A 17,662-nucleotide genomic window follows, 5' to 3' on the forward strand; every position below is an offset into this window, starting at 1 on the left:
CACAACTCCTTTTCCGCTTCAGGAGAAAGGTAACGGGGGCACTTTGCAGACCCATTATCCTCCCGTCGTTGTTGACTGAGAGAAGAATTTTTTGTAAAATATTTGTGAGGATGGCAGCTACCACCTCACGAAACAGGAGGCTTTGCCCCTGTAAAAAACATATACTCCTTGGAGGTATGAAGATGACAAGAACGTTGTTTCCATTCACGAGAACAAGCCTTTCAGCACCCTTACTGGATGAGTTTGACAAGTTTTTCAATGAATTTGCGAACTCCTTCGGTACGACAATCAGAACGCAACAGGGAAAGAACCAGAGCCCCAGAGTCAACGCGTTCAAAAAGGACGGGAAATACTGCATCGACGCGGCGGTTCCCCTGGCTTCCAAAGATGACCTGGATGTCGAGATTGAGGACAACCTTCTCAAGATCGTAGTCAAGGGCCACCAGGACAGAGAGGTCTCCGAGAATGACTATATCATCAGAGAGATATCGAGGGGACAGATGACGAGGATTCTCTCGCTCGGTGAAGACATCGATGTGGACTCGGCAAAGACGAGTTTCAAGGACGGTGTCCTCCACATCGAGTTTAATGCGAGGCAGATAGAAGAAGAGAACAAGGTTAGGAAACTTGCTATAGAGTAGTAGATAGAAAGACCCGGTAGCTGCCACCTTCTAAAAAAAGAAGAGGGCCTGAGTGTTTTTCCAGGCCCTCTTTTCATCTCTACTCTTTAAAAAATCCTGAATACCGCGCTGTCCCGGGATAAGAAACCGCGATGACACACTTTCAGGCCCTCATTTCCGCATTAAGGGAAATCTTGGGAGCCGGACTCATTTTCTTCCTGTATCAACCACCCTGAGCTCGTGATATAATTGAGGGGATTCAACTGGCAATCTTCATAGGGACGGAGAAGGAATATGTATATGTTTAAGTGTCCTCACTGTGGTAGTCCTTCTATATCGCTCATTAGAAAATTATGTCTCGGGCCAGCACTACCAACTTCCTGCAAAGTTTGTAAGCACAAGGTTGGAGTGCCCATAAAACCGGTGGCGTTTATAGTAGTTCCTTATATCGTGCTTTGTTGCTTAGCCTTCCCCTTCGCAATTCTACTATCGCCGCTGGTTTTATTCATTTATGCCAAATGGGTTCCCCTGATTGAAGCATAAGATATTCAGCTTCTTCCTTCCTGAACTACACGCTCCTCAATAGTGATATAATGGTGCAGTTGCAATCGGTAAACTATATTATTACTGAAAGGGGGGGGCAATGCGAGAATGGTTCACGGTCGGAGCAAAACTCTTGGGAATATATTTTCTTTATTGGGCGCTCACAGCATTCTTTCAGACTATTTCTTTTCTGTTTCCCCTCTCATCACGCGGCACCTGGGCATCTACCGAGCCGCTCAACACAGTGATAGCGGTGGATTCAATTCTTACTTTTTGCTTCAAGATTGCATTTGCTCTTGTGCTCCTGTTCAAAACTAATTGGTTAGCAGATAAATTAAGTTTTGTGGGAGATATGCCGATATCTGCAGGAGCAAGTCAGAGAACCAATCTGCAGATAGGTTTAGTCCTCATCGGGATATTTATTTTTGTCTCCCATATTGGTCAATTGATTAGAGTTCTTCTTTTTTTGAGGAAGGAAAATGAAGTTTATGGCCCCATTGCTGCGACTCAGCCGCAAGGCTTATCGTGGTCGAAGGACCTGATTGTTCCATGCATTACGATCTCGCTTTCCCTGATTTTGATCTTTGGCGCAAGGCAACTTGCACAGTGGCTAGATAGACCACCACAGACCAAAGCTGACAGCTGAACCATCTGCCACTGAGAGGTCTACATAACGCAATATTTCTTTCGTAAATCCTCATTAGTTGCGGTCTGCAATACCTCTCGACTTGTCGGTGTTACACGCACTTCTAATACCGTCGAAAAAGGGATAAGGTGTTCGAAGTGCAACCTCAGCCGAACGGGTCGTCATTCCGAGACACTGCTGTCAACCTGCGGCAGGCGGTTTGGATTTCAGATCTTTTAATTCCTTTTCGATAGGCCACTCGGTGAGCGCAAACCAGATGAAGACGATGACATTCACGATCGGTATGAAGAGCAGTATAATCTGGATGCCCGAATATCCCGCCTTCTTGAATATGAGAACCATGAGAACCAGCCACATAACGAAACCCAAAACCGCAAAAAATCCCATGGCAGACCTCCTCGGCTTTCGCCTTCGTTCTTAAGGACGGGAGTTCGTCCTATTCTCACAATTATATCAGGTTTCAAAGGTATCGGGTGCGGGGTCGTCTCGATTGATAGAGACCCGCTCTCGCAGGGTCCCCCTGTAAATGAGAATACTATTCCCCCTTAGAATAATGGAGTTATTTCAATACAATACGTTTAATGGGGTGTTCATCCCTCTCAGTTTCAGGGTGTTATAATAAGGTATAAAGAGAAGATTTATACAAACATGAACCTATCGTCGCCCTGACTTCAATCCCTTGGGGGACGACGGAGGTGAGAAGAAATTCGTAATCGCGTCTGTGCGAAGGAGGTAATTATGGCGACTGTTGCGATAAAGACAAATCCGGTGAACTGGTTTGAGATCCCGGTAAAGGACATCGAAAGAGCGAGGGCATTCTATGAGAAAGTATTCGATACGGAGCTGACTCCGGAAGAGATGGGCCCGTATACGATGACCTTTTTCCCGTGGACTGAAAGCGCGCCCGGAGCAGCCGGTACGCTCATAAAAGGGGAGAGCTATGAACCGTCCCATTCAGGTACTGTAGTCTATTTCAGCGTTGAGGATATCGAAGAAACATTGCGAAAAATCAACGCAAACGGCGGCAAGACGCTGCTCCCGAAGAAGAGCATCGGCGAGTACGGGTTCATAGCGCATTTTGAAGATACGGAGGGAAACCGGTTGGCCCTCCATTCAATGAATGGGTGAGGTCTGTAGGGAAGGCGCGAGATCGGGATGACCGTGGGGCGACGATCTTGTTACGTCACGTATCGGGAAGTGTTGTTTATCTGTTCAGGGGTGAGATATGCGTCTGCATATTTTTGGTATACTCCTGCACTCATAAAGAGATCGAAGAGGTCGGCATCGATTCGCCCTTCCTCTTTCATAGATTCGAGGATGGACAAGGCTTCCGTAAGTGTATAGGCTTTCCTGTAAGGCCGGTCATTCGCGGTCAGTGCCTCAAAGATGTCGGCAATGGCGATGATTCTTCCCTGCAGCGGAATCTGTTCTTTCATGAGCCCTTTTGGATACCCGCTTCCATCCATGTATTCATGATGGACTCCTGCAAAGATCGGCACATTGCGCAGGGATTTTGGATAGGGCAGCTTTTCGAGCATCTTCACCGTCGTCACAACATGCCTATCGAGTATCAACCGTTCTTCAGGTGTGAGCGTGCCGACAGCATCGACGAGCATAGAGAGCTCGCCTTCCGGAATGACAGATTCCTCTTCGTTCATTGCGTTTACCCATCTGTATTTCTTAGCGATCTCCCTGAGTCTGTCTCGATGTTCTTCACCTAAATGCTCTTCGTGCTTGTTACAGGCCCGAACAAATGTTCTGTCCTTCTCGATCTGCTCCATGAGCATATCGACCGCTGATTCGGAGGCATCCCATTCAGCCATCCCCTTGACGGATCTTAATTTCCGGCATAAGGAAGAAATCTTTAAGTCTCGTTCCAGAATTTCAAAACGTGCATCTATTAAATCAATCCTGTCATAAATACCCTCTAATCTCGTTGCCTTGTCAGCGATATGTGTAGGCGTACTCACTTTTCCGCAATCATGTAACAAAGCGGCAATCTTCAGCTCATAGAATTCCTCGTCAGACATTCTGAAATTACCAAAAGCCCCATTCTTGCTATCGCAAACCGCTTTCGCAAGCATCATGCTCAGCTCCGGCACGCGCCTACAGTGGCCGCCAGTATAGGGCGATTTGTCGTCAACCGCTGCAGCGATGAGCTCTACAAGTGAATCGAAGAGCTTTTTCAAGCCGTCGATCAATGCATTCTTTGTCAGCGCTATTGCCGCCTGCGAGGAAAGTGTTTCGGCGAGGCGTTGATCTCTGTCCGAGAAAGGGATAATTTCCTGAGAGCGCCCATCGCTGGCGTTCGCGAGTTGTAATACGCCTATTATCTCATTTTCGTGATTTCTCATGGGAACGCTCAAAATAGAGCGTGATTCATAACCTATCTTTCTGTCGGAATCAAAATTGCCTGAAAAACCTACGCCCTCTTCTGAATAGAGATTGCGGATGTTGATTGTCTTCTCGCTGAGAACAGAGGAGGCGGCAACGATACTGTGATTGGGTTTTCCCGATACATCGAAGAGCGGAATCGGTTCATCACCACCAGGGAAGAGACCCAGAGAATCTATGTACCGCACCGCCAGTTTCAGTTCTTTACTCTCGCTGATAATATATAAGGAGCAGGCGTCTGCCCTGGTAACGCTCTTAGCGCTTATCGTGATGAGTTTCAGGAGATGATTGGTATCTTTTTCCGCAGAGAGAGCTATCCCGACATCGTTCAGCTTTGTCATAATCATGAGATGATTCTTTATACTGTCCGCCATCTCGTTGAAAGACCGGCCTAATTCTTCAAATTCATCATTGCTCTTGATCTCCACCCTGGCTTCGAAATCCCTTGCCGCTATCCTTCGTGTCCCCTCTTGTAAGAGTTCTATGGGGATGAGGCTCTTCCTGATCTGACCAAAGCTCAGGAAGAACACAACGACAAAAGTGAGAGCGATAACGAGCAAGAATATCTGCTCAAAAGTATGTATCGGCTTCAAGATGTCTGTCCTGGGCTGACTGAGCACCAATACCCACTTTGCGGAATACGGTGGAACCATAAACATGGTCCAATAGCTTGCCAGATAAGTCTCTCGCTTATACGTCCAACTGAAGTTCCGCGAGGCAGGGACCAGGCGTATTGCGCCTGCTACTTCCCGAGAAGGAATGTACTCGGAAAAGGAGGAGAAGAGTGCCTTGTCGGACTTGTCAAAGATGACGAACTCCGTTTCCGGTAGTGCGAAAGCCTCTCCCCCCCACAGATATGAGGGTTGAATCTCGCCGAAGAGGATTCTCCGATCTGACCGGGCAGGGTCAACCGCCCTGACCATGAAGACGCCGGGATATGGCCATTTACTTCGACCGACTGTTACCAACGTCTTTCCCTCATTGAGGTGCTTACGCTCGTCTCGGCTTAACTCGGGGAATGGAGACGGAGAGCCCTCAGCTGCTACAATTCCGCCATTACCGGTAACAAGCGAGAGCCCCTTGAAACGGTCCCTGATTCGTTCTCTGAACTCACGTGTCGCAGCCTCAAGGGAGTCGGCGCGTCCTGTCTCAAGTCTTTCGATAACCAGCTTCATATCTATCTCGAGAAATGCAAGCCTCCCTATGATCGTCATACCTGCTGCTTTTGACTCTTCATTCAGTCGTTCATTCGCCTGCAACTGAAGTTGCCTTGTGACCCGATCGAAGGAAAAATATGCGAGCGTGATGAGGGGGAGAAGCGCGCAAAGGATGAAAAGGAAAAAGACTCGCCTGGCTACTTTACTCCGGAGGAATCCATACTCGATCTTCTTAAATCCTGATACATTCATGACATAGAAACGAGGTTCATGTGAGCCTAATACGCATAGGCCGGACCAATGTATGCGCCGTCATTAGCCCGGATTATGTCATCCCGGCTAACTTTTGCCGTGAGCGGAGACTGGCTTTGCCCGTCCGGACCCATGCTGTAGAGATCGAAGTCGGAATTGATCGGAACAAGATTATGATCCTTTCTCATCTGACCCTTTCCTTTCGCCGTCACTATGTTGTAGTACTGATAGGGGTTTCCCCAGGGATCGAGTCGCTTATCAAGGTTGACGGCGTTAAGGCCATCGGGCGGAACGCCGTGGTCAGTTTCGTACGCCTTGATCGTTACGGACATCCCCGCGATGTCAGAAATGGCATTGTCGATTTGGCCTTGCGCCTTATATCCTAAGAAAGAGACTATGCCTATGCCGGCCAATATTCCAATGACCACGATCGCGGCAAGCAATTCAACTAGCGTAAAACCGCGGGATTTCTTATCTGCATATGCACCGATTGCGGTAGGATATCCTATTCCGCAGTCTTCGGCCTTATCGAAGTCTAAGAGATTTCTATCATTCGATCCCGAAAGACGGAACCGATCTCGACTGAATGAAGTTTTCATCCAGTCACTCCCTCGCTTTCCGCCACAGCTCATTGTGATACCGTTGCTGAATAGTTCCTCCAGAATCATCAGTATAGAAGAGGACAAGGGTCCATTTTTCCCCCTCCTCATCTTTATAATGAAACGTATATGTTGTTTGATTATCCTCTTTCTTCACTTTGATTTTTTCTATTGCGTGTTCAACTTCTTTGCCATCCCCGACGCCGAATATCAATTTGGAATCGGTGAATTTCAGATAACGATCTGCATATTTGGGCGCAGAAGTCTTCCAAACGCCTACAAGGTGAGTAGGGACAGATGCATGTTGCTCACAGCTGACGAAAAATACCGCCATGAAGATAATCAAAAGCAATGAAGAGAGCTTATCGCTTCTCATAATGCCTACATATTCAAAGTTATCCAACATATCTTCAGCTCTTCAGCGCATTTTGCCTCCATTATTGTTTCAATATCTGTGCCAGGGGAATGACGAACCATGATAAGTCTAATATGTTGAAACAAAAGACAATTCAACGATACTCGACAGCTGGGGGAAGGAAAAATAACAATAATTGTCAGTAAGAATGTTCAATACTTGATCAGTAGGCCAAAATCGCTTGCTACATAAGAGGCCTACTTACCGATAGTCGCCTATCGCAATGTTGGGGCTAATCCTAAGGAGGTGTAAATCATACATGATTCCTCAGCATGAGTTCAATAGGATGGGGGTTGAGATAATGTTGCCGCGCAAGATACCGCTCATCGTATTTCCGAACAAAATGTTTTATCAAGGTAATGGGGACTACGAGAGGTACGAAGCCTTTGCGATACGTTTCGATCACCTCAAGCAGTTCCTGCTTTTCGTCCGGGGAAATCGCCTTCTTGAAATATCCGAGCATGTGGAGAAGAACATCGGTATTCTTCTTTGGAGTAGAAAGGAGCTTCAACGCCTTCATGAGATGGTCTGAGTATTCCCGATGAAGTCTTTCAGGCTGGTATCGTTTCGCATTCGCTACGATAACGCCGAGAAGACGGTAATGCGCCGCGCTGTGGGAAAGGATCAGGAGTTTATGTTCCGTATGAAAAGAGACGAGGTCTCTTATTCTTCCTCCCCTCCTCTGAAATTCCTTCCACCTCTTGAAAACAAAGGCCCTTTCGATGAAGTTTTCCCGCAGGGAAGAACTTTGAAGACGGCCCTCATCCTCCACAGGCAGGTTCGGAAATCGTTCCATGAACGCCCCAGCAAAGATTCCGACACCTGTCCTGGACGGAACTCCCGAAGGGTTGTAGACCTTTACGCCCCTCATCCCTGAACTGGGAGACCCGCTTTTGAAGATGAAGCCGCACAGGTCTTCTTTCTCGAGTTCGGAGAGTCTTTTCTCTGCCCATCTTCTCATCCCGTCCGTATGGTCCACCCTCGTGAGCGAAGTCATGAGACGCGGCCCTGCTGCGGCTCGGACCAGGCGCATCGCCTCCCTCGGCACTGACAGGCCGTATTCGACCTCGGGACAGACAGGCACCCAGTCTACGTGCCGACCAAGAGTCTCCCGGATATAATGGTCAAGTTTATGCCCACCGTCATACCTGACCCTATCACCGAGGAGACACGAGCTTATCCCGAGTTTCAACTTTTCCATACCGTCAGGTCTTCAGAATCTTCTCGATACGACGGTCAGGGACGAACCACATGACAGCCACGATGACGTAGAGCGCAAACGCAAACCACGAATAGACAAAGGCGAGGGGAACTGACACGAGATAGATCACCACCGATACCTTGCCTTTGAAGTCCCGTCCAAGAGCAGTCGCCAGGACAGAATCCCTCCCATGAAGAGAAATGAGAGTCCTCGTGAGGATGAAATAAGCAACCGAAGAGAAGAGAAGTACCGTGCCGTAAAGCGCGACAGGCCATTCTGCAAAGTTATTCTCGCCCATCCAGCCGGTGACAAAGGGGGTCAACGACAGCCAGAAGAGCAGATGCAGGTTTGCCCAAAGCACGCGACCATTCACATGCCTGATAGCCTGGAGCAGGTGATGGTGATTGTTCCAGTAAATGCCGAGGAAGACAAAACTGAGTACATAGCTGAGGAATACCGGACCGAGCGGGAGGAGCGCTGCAAAATCGGCCCCGCGCGGAACCTTCAATTCAAGCACCATGATGGTGATGATGATCGCGATCACGCCGTCACTGAAGGCTTCCATCCGCTCTTTGCTCATCTGAGATCTCCCGGCTAATGACTCTATGCCGCGGAACGATACTGAAAAGCGGCATGATTCAGATTCTTGAAAAGACTATAGCACAATTCGGCTGGGCTGAAAATCCGAGAAATGAAGAGCCTTCCTCCCCTCCTTGTCCCTTCCCGGCGTTTACGATATACTTTCCCTATAGAGCGTTAATCCTAAGGGGCGGACAATATCGGTTATGGGGCACGTAGTCGGAAAAGATGTCTACAAAAGACTAGGCCGTAAGATAGACGGTCTGACCTTTCGCGCCCCGTGGAATGGGACCTTCCATGCCCTCTTAAAGGAACTCTATGGGTCGGATGAGGCTGAACTTGTGATACGGATGCCGGCCACGCTGACAAGTCTTGCTCATCTGAAATCCATAACAGGGTACGATGAGGCGCGACTCCGCGATCTTCTGGAGCGTCTCTGCGCGAAAGGGCTCGTCATGGACCTCTGGCTCTCTGATTCCTATCACTATATGCCGTCCCCCATGGTGGTGGGGATATTCGAACTGACTATGATGAGGACAGGGGGAGATGAGGACCGGCAGAAGCTGAGCCGACTCTTTCATGATTACATGCTCAAGGAGCGCGATTTCCTCGCCGCGAACTACGCCCGGGGGGAGAAGGTCGGAATCATGAGAACCATGCCGCATGAAGAAGTACTTGCCCAAGATTATGTAGAGATACTCGATTATGAGCGGGCCTCGGCGATCATCGAAGAGCAGAGCGCTTTCGCCATCGGCATCTGTTCGTGCAGACATGTGGCGACACATGTCGGGACAAAGACCTGCAATACTCCGCTCGACACCTGCTCGTCCTTTGGTATCGCCGCCGATTTTCTCTCGCGGCGCGGATTTGCAAGAAAGGTCTCGAAGGCCGAAATGAAGGATAACGTTGCGCGCTCAAGGGAACTCGGGCTCGTGCTCAACATCGATAATGTGCAGAAGAACCCCGCCTATCTCTGCCACTGCTGCAGCGACTGCTGTCATCTCCTCCTCGGCATGAAAAAGTGGGGGTACCATAATATCGTCATTACGGCGAGTTTTCTTCCGGAAACGGATGCCAGTCGCTGTGCGGGCTGCGGTCTCTGTGCCCGGGCCTGTCCCATCGAAGCGAGGACTATGGTCGCCGATGAGGAAGGCGGATCAAGAAGGAAGAAGAGGCCGGCGACCGATACGGGGATCTGCCTCGGCTGCGGGGTCTGTGCATTGCAGTGCAAGACCAAGGCATTGACCCTCGTCCGAAGAAAGAAGAGGACCATTACTCCCGAGACGACTTTCGAGCGTCTCATGCTTCAATGCCTCGAAAAGGGTACGCTCCAGAATCAGCTCTTTGATGATCCGCGTCGCGTAACGCATACATTCATGCGGGGCTTCATGGGTGGATTTCTCCGCCTCCCTCCGGTCAAGCGGGCATTAATGAGTGATGCATTGCGATCGACTTTCCTGGCAGCAATGAAGAAAGGCGCTACTTCGCAGGGCAGGGGCTGGATGACCGAGGTCTAGAGAGAGCGCGAGTAAGCCGGTGCTCTTCAGTGCCTCGCGGACCGCTGCGGAACAGCGACCCGATCTGAATCCCGACTACACCATGGCTCACGATTTCGACCTTATCGAGGACCTCACTGCCTTCTTTGACCCTTCACCACTTCCTGTATCTGGGCCCTCGCCTTAGGATCGAGATCGGGAAACCGAACCCCGTAATGGTAAAGATCGGGCGACTTTTTCATTGCCCTGACAACCTCTCCCGCCGCATCGATTTTGTACTGGAGAACAAACGAACACGCTATCTTGTCACCCCGAGCAAGGACCTTGCTCGTCTCTAAAAAAATGCCGGAGGTGCTGATATCCCGCGCCACGGAAAAGAAGAAATCCCTCTTGAACTTGACCTTAACCGATGCGTTAATGACTACCCGCTGGCTCATCCTCCTTTCAGGTTTCGCGTCCATGGATTTGTCTCCCTTTTTGATTATCGTCAATCGATCTCTACCCCCTCTCCGCTACTTTAACCTTACCAGGTTCTGACGCATTGTCAACGTCCCTCCGCACCTCGGATCCGGCCCGTCAAGCGTACCGTAGAATTTCATGCTGTGGGCCGGGCATCCTCCGTGGCATTTCGCATGGAGGTTACAGTCCTTCAGGGAGCAACGGTTCTCTTCGAACCTCCTGAAGAAGGAGAGTTTCGGAGAATTCCATATATCCGCAAACCCATCAGTGAATATGTTCCCGATGTAAAATTCTCCCATCCCGAAAAAGAGGTTGCAGGGGAATACCGAACCGTCAGGCATGATCCCGAGTTTTGTGACACCCGCAGAACACCGGGTCATGGAGAGTTCAGGATACCGCATTGATTCGGGGAGGAACCCCGAGCAGAATACCGGTTCCACCGCAGGCATCGTTCTTTGTGTCGTTGAGATAGCATCATAAAACTCATGGAACGGGAGGGAATCTTCCCTGTTCCCCGAGATGATGTCCGGATAGATGAGATAGAACTTCCCGTGAGTCTTCTCGAGAACGGATTTTATCCGCTGTTCGAGTCCCCCTATCTTTCTATAGAGGGATTTTACGAGCGGTCTGGAGTCTGAGAGGAACTCATCGAGCTCGCTATTCGACCGCCCGTCGTTCAGGGAAATCCCGAGGACACAGGCGTCGCCGAAGGCATCGATGAGCCTCTTCGCAACGGGAATACGGGAACCGTTCGAACTCACTGAAGTCTTCAACCCGAGGGAAAGGGCGATATCTGCCATCTCCTCTATTCCGCTATGGAGGGTCGGCTCCCCGCCGAGGAAGTCTATCTCCCTGATACCGGAATGAGCAAGGATGCGGGCCATCTTCCTGAAATCTTCCGCGGGCATGTCTCCGATCTCCTTGAGACCGGCATTAAAACAGAAGGAACAGCTCATCGTACATCTGAGAGTGGGGTAGAACTGGATGTAGTAGGGATGGGAAGACGACATTGCTAAGGCCTGATGCCGCTGAACCCTGGATTCAGAAATCGAACGGGAAACAGACTCGACAGCGGGGGGCCACACGATCCATCAACGCAAAGCAGCTTTCCGCAACCGGTCATACAGAAAGACCTATCGAGAGATTCGAGGAAGCGGGGTTTCTCTCTCACTTTCCGGCATGCTCACGAAACGAGCCTTTTCCCCGCGCCGTGCGCTTCCTTCAAGGCAGTCGGATGATCGAGAATCGCTCCTTTGGCATCTACTCCGAGGAAACTCAGGGTCTCGTGCACCGGGACGCTGATCGTCCTGAAAAATGCCTTCCCCGTCGCCTCTGAACATTGGATACCAATCTCTTTTTTCATCCCGCCGACGAGGAGGAGCAGTCCCTTTCTCCCATGCGGACCCTCAGGGACCGGTTTTTTCAGGAGGTACTTTTCACACCAGAAGGCCTGACACCGGTCGATCATCGCCTTTGCCTGGGCGCTGAGAGCAAAGAAGAAGATCGGGGAGGCAAGGATCACCCTGTCGGCCTCACGCAAAGAACCATAGACCTCCTCCATGTCGTCGTTGATGATGCAGCTGCCCGTTTTGTCACAGCCTCCGCAGTCCTGGCAGGGCTTTATGTTCATGAAGTTCAACTTGAACAATCTCACTTCATGCCCTCCCTCACCGACACCCTTCAGCGCCTCTCTGAGCAGGATGTCGACATTCCCCTCTATCCTCGGACTGCCGAGGAATGCGGTGACCTTCATGCCCTCAATCGACCTTTTTGAAGCCCTGCTTCTTCGCCTTGCAGACAGGGCATTCGTCCGGGGCTTCGCCCTCCGCGGTATAACCGCAGACCTGACAGACATAGTAGTCGGTTTCGGGGTTCTTGCCGAGGGCGTCGAGGGCCCTCTGATACAGCTCGGCATGGACCTTTTCCACCTGATTGGCGTAATCGAACGTCCTGAGCGCGCCCTTATTTCCTTCCGCCTTTGCATCCTCGATCATTCCCGGATACATCTTCTGGAATTCATACGATTCGCCGTGAATCGCCTCATCGATATTTTCCTTCGTGCTCTTGATGCCTCCCAGTTCCTTCAGGTGGTTGTGAGCATGGACCGTCTCGGCTTCCGCAGCAGCCCTGAAGAGCTTCGCCACCTGTTTATACCCTTCCTGATCTGCCTTCTTTGCAAAGGCGAGATACTTCCTGTTTGCCTGTGATTCTCCCGCGAAAGCGTCCTGAAGATTTTTTTCCGATTTTGACATCGTCGACCTCCTAAAATTTCGAATGATATTCTTTTACTTTTTTCGCGAACTCTCGGCCGAACTCATAGCACTTCGTCTCGTCTTCCAACGAAGGCCGGTAGAGGATCTGCAGCCCGGGTTCAAACATCTCGAGGCCCATCCTCTTGAACTCATCATAGGCCTCCTTGACTGCTCCTCCTCCCCAGCCGTAACTTCCGAAGGCCCCGATGATACGATTTTTCGGCCTCAGTCCCCTCAGGTGCGTAAGGAACTCCGCTATCGTCGGATACATGATATTGTTCAGGGTAGGAGTACCGACGAGACAGCCCCTCCCCCTCCAAAATTCTTTAATGGCTACGCTCATCGGTGTGGCCCTCAGCTTAATGACCTTACACTCAACGCCCTCGTCCTTTATCCCCTGCATAATCGGCAGTGCCATCATTTCCGTGCTGTGCCACATGGTGTCGTAAATGATCGGGACACTCAGGGCCGACTTTCCTTCCGCCATGTCGAGATAGGCCTTCACCACCTTCTCAGGATTCTTTCTCCAGATGACCCCGTGGTCAGGGGCTATCATCTCGATATCGAGTCCCAATTTCTGGATATCGGCAATCTTCGTCTTTATAATCGGGCCAAAGGGCATAAGGATATTCGCATAGTAATCCACAACCGCATCTTCGAGTTCCGACAGGGATTCGCAGGTGATGAACTCATCGTCAAACCTCACCGCTGATGCGATATGCTGTCCGAAACCGTCCTGACTGATGAGGATCTTTTCCTCCTTTATATAGGTCATCATCGAATCAGGCCAGTGGAGCATCGGGGTCTCGAGGAAAAGGAGCGTCCTTCTCCCGATCCTCAGGGTGTCGCCCGTCTTCACGACTTTCATGTCCCACTTCGAGAGGTCAAAGAACCTCTCGAGTCCTTTCTTCCCCTTCTCCGTTATGTAGATTGTAGCTCGCGGTGCAAGCTCCATGATCTTATCAAGGCTCGTCGCATGATCGTTCTCTATGTGGTTGATCACCACGTTCCGTATCTTTGCAGGGTCGACGACACTTCGTATCGTCTTTATCGTGATATCCGAGAAATCGTGTTTGACCGTGTCGAGCAGGGTTATCTCATCATCGATGATGAGATAGTTATTGTAGGTTGTCCCGCGCGGGGTCGCGTAGCCGTGAAAATCCCTTACCGCCCAATCAATGGCGCCGACCCAGTATATTCCGTTCTTCAGCTCAACGGCTTTCATATCGCCTCCTCTCAGCAGTTCTGTCATCGGGATCATCCTTATCTCTCCTGCCATTCTGCAAGGAGGTGCGGTATGATCTTCTTATCGCCTCCTGAAGACTCGCGGCATCGGGTTCCCTTCCCGTGGCGGCCATGTCACCGCCGCTGACGGGGGCATCCTCCCTGTTATTCAGTAGTCAGCGTGAAACGGTCTCCTCTTCCGACATTGACCGCAGACACGGATCGCTTCCTTCCCATCCGGGGGATGTTCGTCCTATGGAGACGTCAGGGGGTTACCCTTCGAGGAGAGTGGAAAAGATGTTATGGTGCTCTTCTTCGTCCGAGAGTATCCCTTCAAATAGTTTCTTCGTTACGATATCGCCCTCTTTCGTCGCGAGGGAGATGATCTCTTTATACAGCTTTATCGCGTCCTCTTCAGCCTTCTTGTCCAGCTTCAGCATATCCTTCACGCCCTTGCCGACAACGATCGGCGCCGGCTTCGTCGTCGGTACCCCTCCGAGATAATCAAGCCTCTCCGCTATCGCCTCCGCATGCTTCATTTCCGTGATCCCCGTGCTCTTGAATACCCCTCCTACCGATTCGGCATGGATCCCCCTAACCGTAACATGCTGCCATAGGTACTGAACGCTTACCTGCAGCTCCCTTCCAATCGCATCGTTCAGCTTCTCCAATAGTTTCTTGCTCGCCATAAATCCTCCTTCGATGATGAATATGGCTCCGAAAGGAGCTGTGGTCAATGAATCGTTGTTTCTTTCTTGAAGACCTTGTGCCCGCAGAAGAAGCAGACGGTTTCGTCCTCATCGGACCAGAGTTCTATTTCCTCTCCGCATTTCGGGCACGTTATGAAATCCGGGACAGGCAAATATTTAACACTGCAGCGGCTTTTCCCTTTCTCCTTCGAGTGATTCTCCTTCATCTGCCTTCCTCCACCCTTCTCTTCGCAGCCGCTCCAGTCGTTCCGTCGCCCATGTCTTCATCTCTCTCAGGTAGAGCGCCGGATCGGCTTTCGCGAGGGCGGTGATCCGCTCTCGCTCCTTCACGCTGTCTCTGTGATCACCGGGATAGATGCCGTTCCAGGTGCAGTATCCGGAATCGAAAACGAAGGCCGGGGTAATCGGCCCGCTTCCGAGTTTCTGTCCTGAAAACCCAACTATATCCATATCGTATTCAATAACCCATCCGTTGTCAACCACCATCACATCGTGATCGACCCGGACGTCGGGAGAACAGCGAGGGCAATAGAGGTTCTTCACCGTCTGCTCGGGCAGAATGTTATCCTTGAAGTGGAAGCTCACCGTCTCCCTTCCGCATTTGCACCGCGATTCATGAGCGATACACATAAGCAGTCTCCTCCTTTGAACCTAATCGAGCATCGGTGAAAAGCGCGATTTTCTCGCACCGCAGAGCGGGCAGACCCAATCATCCGGCAACGCCTCAAAGGGAACGCCCGGAGGGATCTTCCCTTTTCTGTCGCCCTTTGCCGGATTATAGATATAGCCGCACTGCTGGCAGACATATGCCCCTTCTTCCGTCTTGACCTCTGGCATACTCTCCTCCCTTCGCATAATCAGGAGTCGAAGACTCCGGTTTCATTTCGGACAACAAACCCCGTGAGAAAGTGGTTGATAATTATTATCATATTAGAATTATTCTTGTCAAGATTGCTTTTGCCGAAGAGTTACGATGGGGACAGGCAACACTCTATTTAAAACCTTTCCCCTGCTAAGAACATCTCCTCAGCGTTCATCGAACTCCTCACGAGAGGAGATGAGGCCACACCCTTGAAGCCGATACCGAGGGCAGCATCCCGGTAACGATCGAAAACCTCCGGCAGGACATACTCCGCCACAGGGAGATTCTTCTTAGACGGCCTGAGGTACTGCCCGATGGTCAAGCGATGACATCCCGTATCATGAATCTCCCGCATGACGGAGAGCACCTCTTGAAAGGTTTCACCGAGGCCGACCATCAGCCCTGACTTCGTCGGCACTGAAGGGGCGATCGCCCTGGCATTCCTCAAGAGCGTCAAGGAACGTTTATAATCGGCCTGCGGCCTCACAAGCGGATAGAGGCGGGGTACGGTTTCGACATTATGGTTCAAGACATCCGGTCCTGAAGAGAGAACCGCCCCCAGGGCCGCCCCGTCACCCTTGAAGTCAGGGATGAGCACCTCGATTAGCGCCTGCGGCAGATTATCCCTCAGCGCCCTCACGGTCTCTGCAAAGTGCGATGAGCCCCCGTCAGGGAGGTCGTCCCTCGTGACCGATGTGACCACGACGTACCTCAGTCCCATATCTCGGGCTGCCATCGCAACCCTCTGTGGCTCTCCCCCATCGGGCGGCAGGGCGATCGATGACTCGACCGAACAGAAGCCGCAGTTCCTCGTGCATGAAGAGCCGAGTATCATGAATGCGGCGGTCGGCTTCGAAAAACAGATGCCGATATTGGGGCAGCGGGCTTCTTCACATACCGTAGACAAGCCGTACTGCCTTAGGGTCCTCCTCGTTTCGTGGCGCCCCGTAAAACCCTTTGTCTTTATCCAGTCGGGGAGTCTCATGGTTACCGTTTCTTGATCTCTTTTCATTATATCATGCCCTTGACTTTTTCCTGTCGGACATGTCATTATCATGTGAGTTTCGGAAGTTTTTGTAACTGGTAAGGCCGCAAAGACTTTGAGCTTTGAGGCCTTTTTTATTTGAGCAGGTCATTCTGAGACTTATTCTGCGAGTAAGGAGGAAGAGAGATGCCTAACGGAACAGTAAAGTGGTTCAACGAGTCCAAAGGCTTCGGCTTTATCACAAGCGAAGACGGCAGCGACGTGTTTGTCCACTATTCTTCCATCCAGGGCAATGGATTCAAGTCCCTTGCCGAGGGTGATTCTGTCAGCTTCGACATCGAAAAAGGCCCCAAAGGCCCCAAGGCTGTCAACGTCGTAAAGCAGTAAGTGTAAGGGAAAGTCCCTTCTCGCGAGAGGGGGCTTTCCTTTCCGCAATGCCGCGGCGGGAAGGTACATGAGAGAAGCCCGTCTGTCCGATACCCTTTCTGGAGAGCTGCTACCCAACGGCGTTAAAGCGGCTTGCGGGTCCGTTTCCGGTCCGATGCCCGCCTCATCACCTCTCTCAGCGGCACTTTTTTTTTCTTTGCTATCCTTTTGCAATCATCATACTCGGGGCTTTCGGTGACCGTCTCACCCCCTGTCCTTGAAACCTTAACCCTTATGCGTCCGAATTCTGTGCCTCTCTCTTCGACCTCGCGATCGAGAACGCTTCGTGATGCTTCGTGAAACCTTACCCCTATCGTAGTCGTCTCCTGAAAAAGGATATCTATGATCTCTGATCTCCTGCCCTCGTCACAAAGGACAGAGAGCACGACCCCGGGCCTCCCTTTCTTCATGATGACCTGAGTGAGATACACATCAAGGGCTCCCTCTGCCAAGAGCCGCTCCATCACGTATTCGTAGATCTGCGGGTTCATGTCATCGATGTTCGTCTCGACCACCGTCACCTTCGGGGAAAGATCGGTTTCATTCCGGGAGAGGGCCTCCCCGACGAGGATCCTGAGGGTATTCGGCATACCCTTTATCTCTCTCTGTCCGGCGCCATACCCTGTCGCCCTTATTTTCATTGCCGGCATACTGAGAAAACCGTCTGCTAATTCCCTCAGAATGGCCGCCCCTGTGGGGGTAGTGAGTTCTATGGGAACATCAGAGGCATAAACCGGAAATCCCTTCAGGAGTTCGGCCGTTGCCGGCGCGGGCACAGGAAGAATCCCGTGTTCCGTCTTAACAGAACCTGAACCGAGATTGACCGCCGATACATAAACGTC

At 51.0% G+C, this 17,662-nt stretch carries 21 protein-coding genes; 5 read left to right on the forward strand and 16 right to left on the reverse strand.

All coding sequences use genetic code 11. The features are described from left to right. Positions 1-182: 182 nt before the first annotated feature. Both VEI96_06180 and VEI96_06185 read left to right on the forward strand, forming a co-directional pair. A complete protein-coding gene (locus tag VEI96_06180; protein ID HXX57570.1) occupies positions 183-641 on the forward strand; it encodes an Hsp20/alpha crystallin family protein in 459 nt (152 codons plus the stop codon). A 622-nt stretch (positions 642-1,263) separates the two neighbouring features. Next, positions 1,264-1,809, forward strand: coding sequence for a hypothetical protein (locus VEI96_06185; GenBank protein HXX57571.1), 546 nt, complete (start codon positions 1,264-1,266; stop codon positions 1,807-1,809). Between the two features lie 180 nt (positions 1,810-1,989). Here VEI96_06185 and VEI96_06190 read toward each other — a convergent pair whose 3' ends face one another. Further along, positions 1,990-2,196: a hypothetical protein gene (locus tag VEI96_06190; protein ID HXX57572.1), complete on the reverse strand. Its 207-nt coding sequence runs from the start codon at positions 2,194-2,196 to the stop codon at positions 1,990-1,992. Between the two features lie 351 nt (positions 2,197-2,547). Here VEI96_06190 and VEI96_06195 point away from each other — a divergent pair, with 351 nt between their 5' ends. Next, positions 2,548-2,937: a VOC family protein gene (locus VEI96_06195; GenBank protein ID HXX57573.1), complete on the forward strand. Its 390-nt coding sequence runs from the start codon at positions 2,548-2,550 to the stop codon at positions 2,935-2,937. A gap of 50 nt (positions 2,938-2,987) precedes the next feature. Here the strand turns inward: VEI96_06195 and VEI96_06200 are convergent, their stop codons facing one another. The 5 genes from VEI96_06200 to VEI96_06220 form a co-directional block, all read right to left on the reverse strand. After that, positions 2,988-5,417, reverse strand: a complete 2,430-nt coding sequence (locus VEI96_06200; protein ID HXX57574.1) for an HD domain-containing phosphohydrolase — start codon at positions 5,415-5,417, stop codon at positions 2,988-2,990. 221 nt (positions 5,418-5,638) lie between these two features. Continuing rightward, positions 5,639-6,211 (reverse strand): prepilin-type N-terminal cleavage/methylation domain-containing protein, encoded by a 573-nt coding sequence (locus VEI96_06205; protein HXX57575.1) that lies wholly within the window; start codon positions 6,209-6,211, stop codon positions 5,639-5,641. Positions 6,212-6,215: 4 nt separating this feature from the next. Continuing rightward, positions 6,216-6,587: a hypothetical protein gene (locus VEI96_06210; GenBank protein HXX57576.1), complete on the reverse strand. Its 372-nt coding sequence runs from the start codon at positions 6,585-6,587 to the stop codon at positions 6,216-6,218. 292 nt (positions 6,588-6,879) lie between these two features. After that, positions 6,880-7,827: a DUF523 and DUF1722 domain-containing protein gene (locus VEI96_06215; GenBank protein HXX57577.1), complete on the reverse strand. Its 948-nt coding sequence runs from the start codon at positions 7,825-7,827 to the stop codon at positions 6,880-6,882. A 4-nt stretch (positions 7,828-7,831) separates the two neighbouring features. Continuing rightward, complete coding sequence (locus VEI96_06220; protein ID HXX57578.1) at positions 7,832-8,407, reverse strand: TMEM175 family protein; 576 nt, start codon at positions 8,405-8,407, stop codon at positions 7,832-7,834. Positions 8,408-8,612: 205 nt separating this feature from the next. On the opposite strand from VEI96_06220, the gene VEI96_06225 reads away from it, so the two are divergent. Next, complete coding sequence (locus VEI96_06225; protein HXX57579.1) at positions 8,613-9,923, forward strand: 4Fe-4S binding protein; 1,311 nt, start codon at positions 8,613-8,615, stop codon at positions 9,921-9,923. 113 nt (positions 9,924-10,036) lie between these two features. Here the strand turns inward: VEI96_06225 and VEI96_06230 are convergent, their stop codons facing one another. The 9 genes from VEI96_06230 to lipA form a co-directional block, all read right to left on the reverse strand. Then, on the reverse strand, positions 10,037-10,393 hold the full coding sequence (locus VEI96_06230; GenBank protein ID HXX57580.1) for a PilZ domain-containing protein: 357 nt from the start codon (positions 10,391-10,393) through the stop codon (positions 10,037-10,039). Between the two features lie 21 nt (positions 10,394-10,414). Next, the gene (locus VEI96_06235; GenBank protein HXX57581.1) at positions 10,415-11,371 is read right to left on the reverse strand and encodes a radical SAM/SPASM domain-containing protein; all 957 of its coding nucleotides are present in this window, start codon (positions 11,369-11,371) and stop codon (positions 10,415-10,417) included. A 173-nt stretch (positions 11,372-11,544) separates the two neighbouring features. Beyond that, positions 11,545-12,114 (reverse strand): flavodoxin family protein, encoded by a 570-nt coding sequence (locus VEI96_06240; GenBank protein HXX57582.1) that lies wholly within the window; start codon positions 12,112-12,114, stop codon positions 11,545-11,547. A 4-nt stretch (positions 12,115-12,118) separates the two neighbouring features. Further along, positions 12,119-12,613: a rubrerythrin family protein gene (locus VEI96_06245; protein ID HXX57583.1), complete on the reverse strand. Its 495-nt coding sequence runs from the start codon at positions 12,611-12,613 to the stop codon at positions 12,119-12,121. Positions 12,614-12,623: 10 nt separating this feature from the next. Further along, a complete protein-coding gene (locus VEI96_06250) occupies positions 12,624-13,865 on the reverse strand; it encodes an FprA family A-type flavoprotein (protein HXX57584.1) in 1,242 nt (413 codons plus the stop codon). Positions 13,866-14,109: 244 nt separating this feature from the next. Next, entirely contained in the window at positions 14,110-14,526 is a 417-nt protein-coding gene (locus VEI96_06255; GenBank protein HXX57585.1) for a ferritin-like domain-containing protein, read from the reverse strand. A 177-nt stretch (positions 14,527-14,703) separates the two neighbouring features. After that, complete coding sequence (locus VEI96_06260) at positions 14,704-15,177, reverse strand: hypothetical protein (protein ID HXX57586.1); 474 nt, start codon at positions 15,175-15,177, stop codon at positions 14,704-14,706. Between the two features lie 21 nt (positions 15,178-15,198). Further along, positions 15,199-15,384, reverse strand: coding sequence for a rubredoxin (locus VEI96_06265; protein HXX57587.1), 186 nt, complete (start codon positions 15,382-15,384; stop codon positions 15,199-15,201). A 158-nt stretch (positions 15,385-15,542) separates the two neighbouring features. Continuing rightward, positions 15,543-16,421, reverse strand: a complete 879-nt coding sequence (lipA, locus tag VEI96_06270; protein ID HXX57588.1) for a lipoyl synthase — start codon at positions 16,419-16,421, stop codon at positions 15,543-15,545. A 159-nt stretch (positions 16,422-16,580) separates the two neighbouring features. Between lipA and VEI96_06275 the strand changes: the two genes are divergently transcribed. Then, positions 16,581-16,781: a cold-shock protein gene (locus tag VEI96_06275; protein HXX57589.1), complete on the forward strand. Its 201-nt coding sequence runs from the start codon at positions 16,581-16,583 to the stop codon at positions 16,779-16,781. A gap of 122 nt (positions 16,782-16,903) precedes the next feature. Here VEI96_06275 and VEI96_06280 read toward each other — a convergent pair. Continuing rightward, positions 16,904-17,662 (reverse strand): LarC family nickel insertion protein (locus tag VEI96_06280; GenBank protein HXX57590.1); only part of this gene is annotated, 759 nt, incomplete at its 5' end.

Source organism: Thermodesulfovibrionales bacterium (assembly GCA_035622735.1).
In the GTDB taxonomy this organism is placed as follows: domain Bacteria; phylum Nitrospirota; class Thermodesulfovibrionia; order Thermodesulfovibrionales; family UBA9159; genus DASPUT01.

What these genes read in the sequence shown, in the direction of transcription:
- lipA (HXX57588.1), bottom strand. Translation starts at nt 16,421, where the DNA reads ATGAAAAGAGATCAAGAAACGGTAACCATGAGACTCCCCGACTGGATA.
- VEI96_06245 (HXX57583.1), bottom strand. Translation starts at nt 12,613, where the DNA reads ATGTCAAAATCGGAAAAAAATCTTCAGGACGCTTTCGCGGGAGAATCA.
- VEI96_06215 (HXX57577.1), bottom strand. Translation starts at nt 7,827, where the DNA reads ATGGAAAAGTTGAAACTCGGGATAAGCTCGTGTCTCCTCGGTGATAGG.
- VEI96_06260 (HXX57586.1), bottom strand. Translation starts at nt 15,177, where the DNA reads ATGTGTATCGCTCATGAATCGCGGTGCAAATGCGGAAGGGAGACGGTG.
- VEI96_06265 (HXX57587.1), bottom strand. Translation starts at nt 15,384, where the DNA reads ATGCCAGAGGTCAAGACGGAAGAAGGGGCATATGTCTGCCAGCAGTGC.
- VEI96_06200 (HXX57574.1), bottom strand. Translation starts at nt 5,417, where the DNA reads ATGACGATCATAGGGAGGCTTGCATTTCTCGAGATAGATATGAAGCTG.
- VEI96_06210 (HXX57576.1), bottom strand. Translation starts at nt 6,587, where the DNA reads ATGAGAAGCGATAAGCTCTCTTCATTGCTTTTGATTATCTTCATGGCG.
- VEI96_06255 (HXX57585.1), bottom strand. Translation starts at nt 14,526, where the DNA reads ATGGCGAGCAAGAAACTATTGGAGAAGCTGAACGATGCGATTGGAAGG.
- VEI96_06250 (HXX57584.1), bottom strand. Translation starts at nt 13,865, where the DNA reads ATGACAGAACTGCTGAGAGGAGGCGATATGAAAGCCGTTGAGCTGAAG.
- VEI96_06225 (HXX57579.1), top strand. Translation starts at nt 8,613, where the DNA reads ATGGGGCACGTAGTCGGAAAAGATGTCTACAAAAGACTAGGCCGTAAG.
- VEI96_06275 (HXX57589.1), top strand. Translation starts at nt 16,581, where the DNA reads ATGCCTAACGGAACAGTAAAGTGGTTCAACGAGTCCAAAGGCTTCGGC.
- VEI96_06185 (HXX57571.1), top strand. Translation starts at nt 1,264, where the DNA reads ATGCGAGAATGGTTCACGGTCGGAGCAAAACTCTTGGGAATATATTTT.
- VEI96_06205 (HXX57575.1), bottom strand. Translation starts at nt 6,211, where the DNA reads ATGAAAACTTCATTCAGTCGAGATCGGTTCCGTCTTTCGGGATCGAAT.
- VEI96_06235 (HXX57581.1), bottom strand. Translation starts at nt 11,371, where the DNA reads ATGTCGTCTTCCCATCCCTACTACATCCAGTTCTACCCCACTCTCAGA.
- VEI96_06220 (HXX57578.1), bottom strand. Translation starts at nt 8,407, where the DNA reads ATGAGCAAAGAGCGGATGGAAGCCTTCAGTGACGGCGTGATCGCGATC.
- VEI96_06180 (HXX57570.1), top strand. Translation starts at nt 183, where the DNA reads ATGACAAGAACGTTGTTTCCATTCACGAGAACAAGCCTTTCAGCACCC.
- VEI96_06190 (HXX57572.1), bottom strand. Translation starts at nt 2,196, where the DNA reads ATGGGATTTTTTGCGGTTTTGGGTTTCGTTATGTGGCTGGTTCTCATG.
- VEI96_06240 (HXX57582.1), bottom strand. Translation starts at nt 12,114, where the DNA reads ATGAAGGTCACCGCATTCCTCGGCAGTCCGAGGATAGAGGGGAATGTC.
- VEI96_06195 (HXX57573.1), top strand. Translation starts at nt 2,548, where the DNA reads ATGGCGACTGTTGCGATAAAGACAAATCCGGTGAACTGGTTTGAGATC.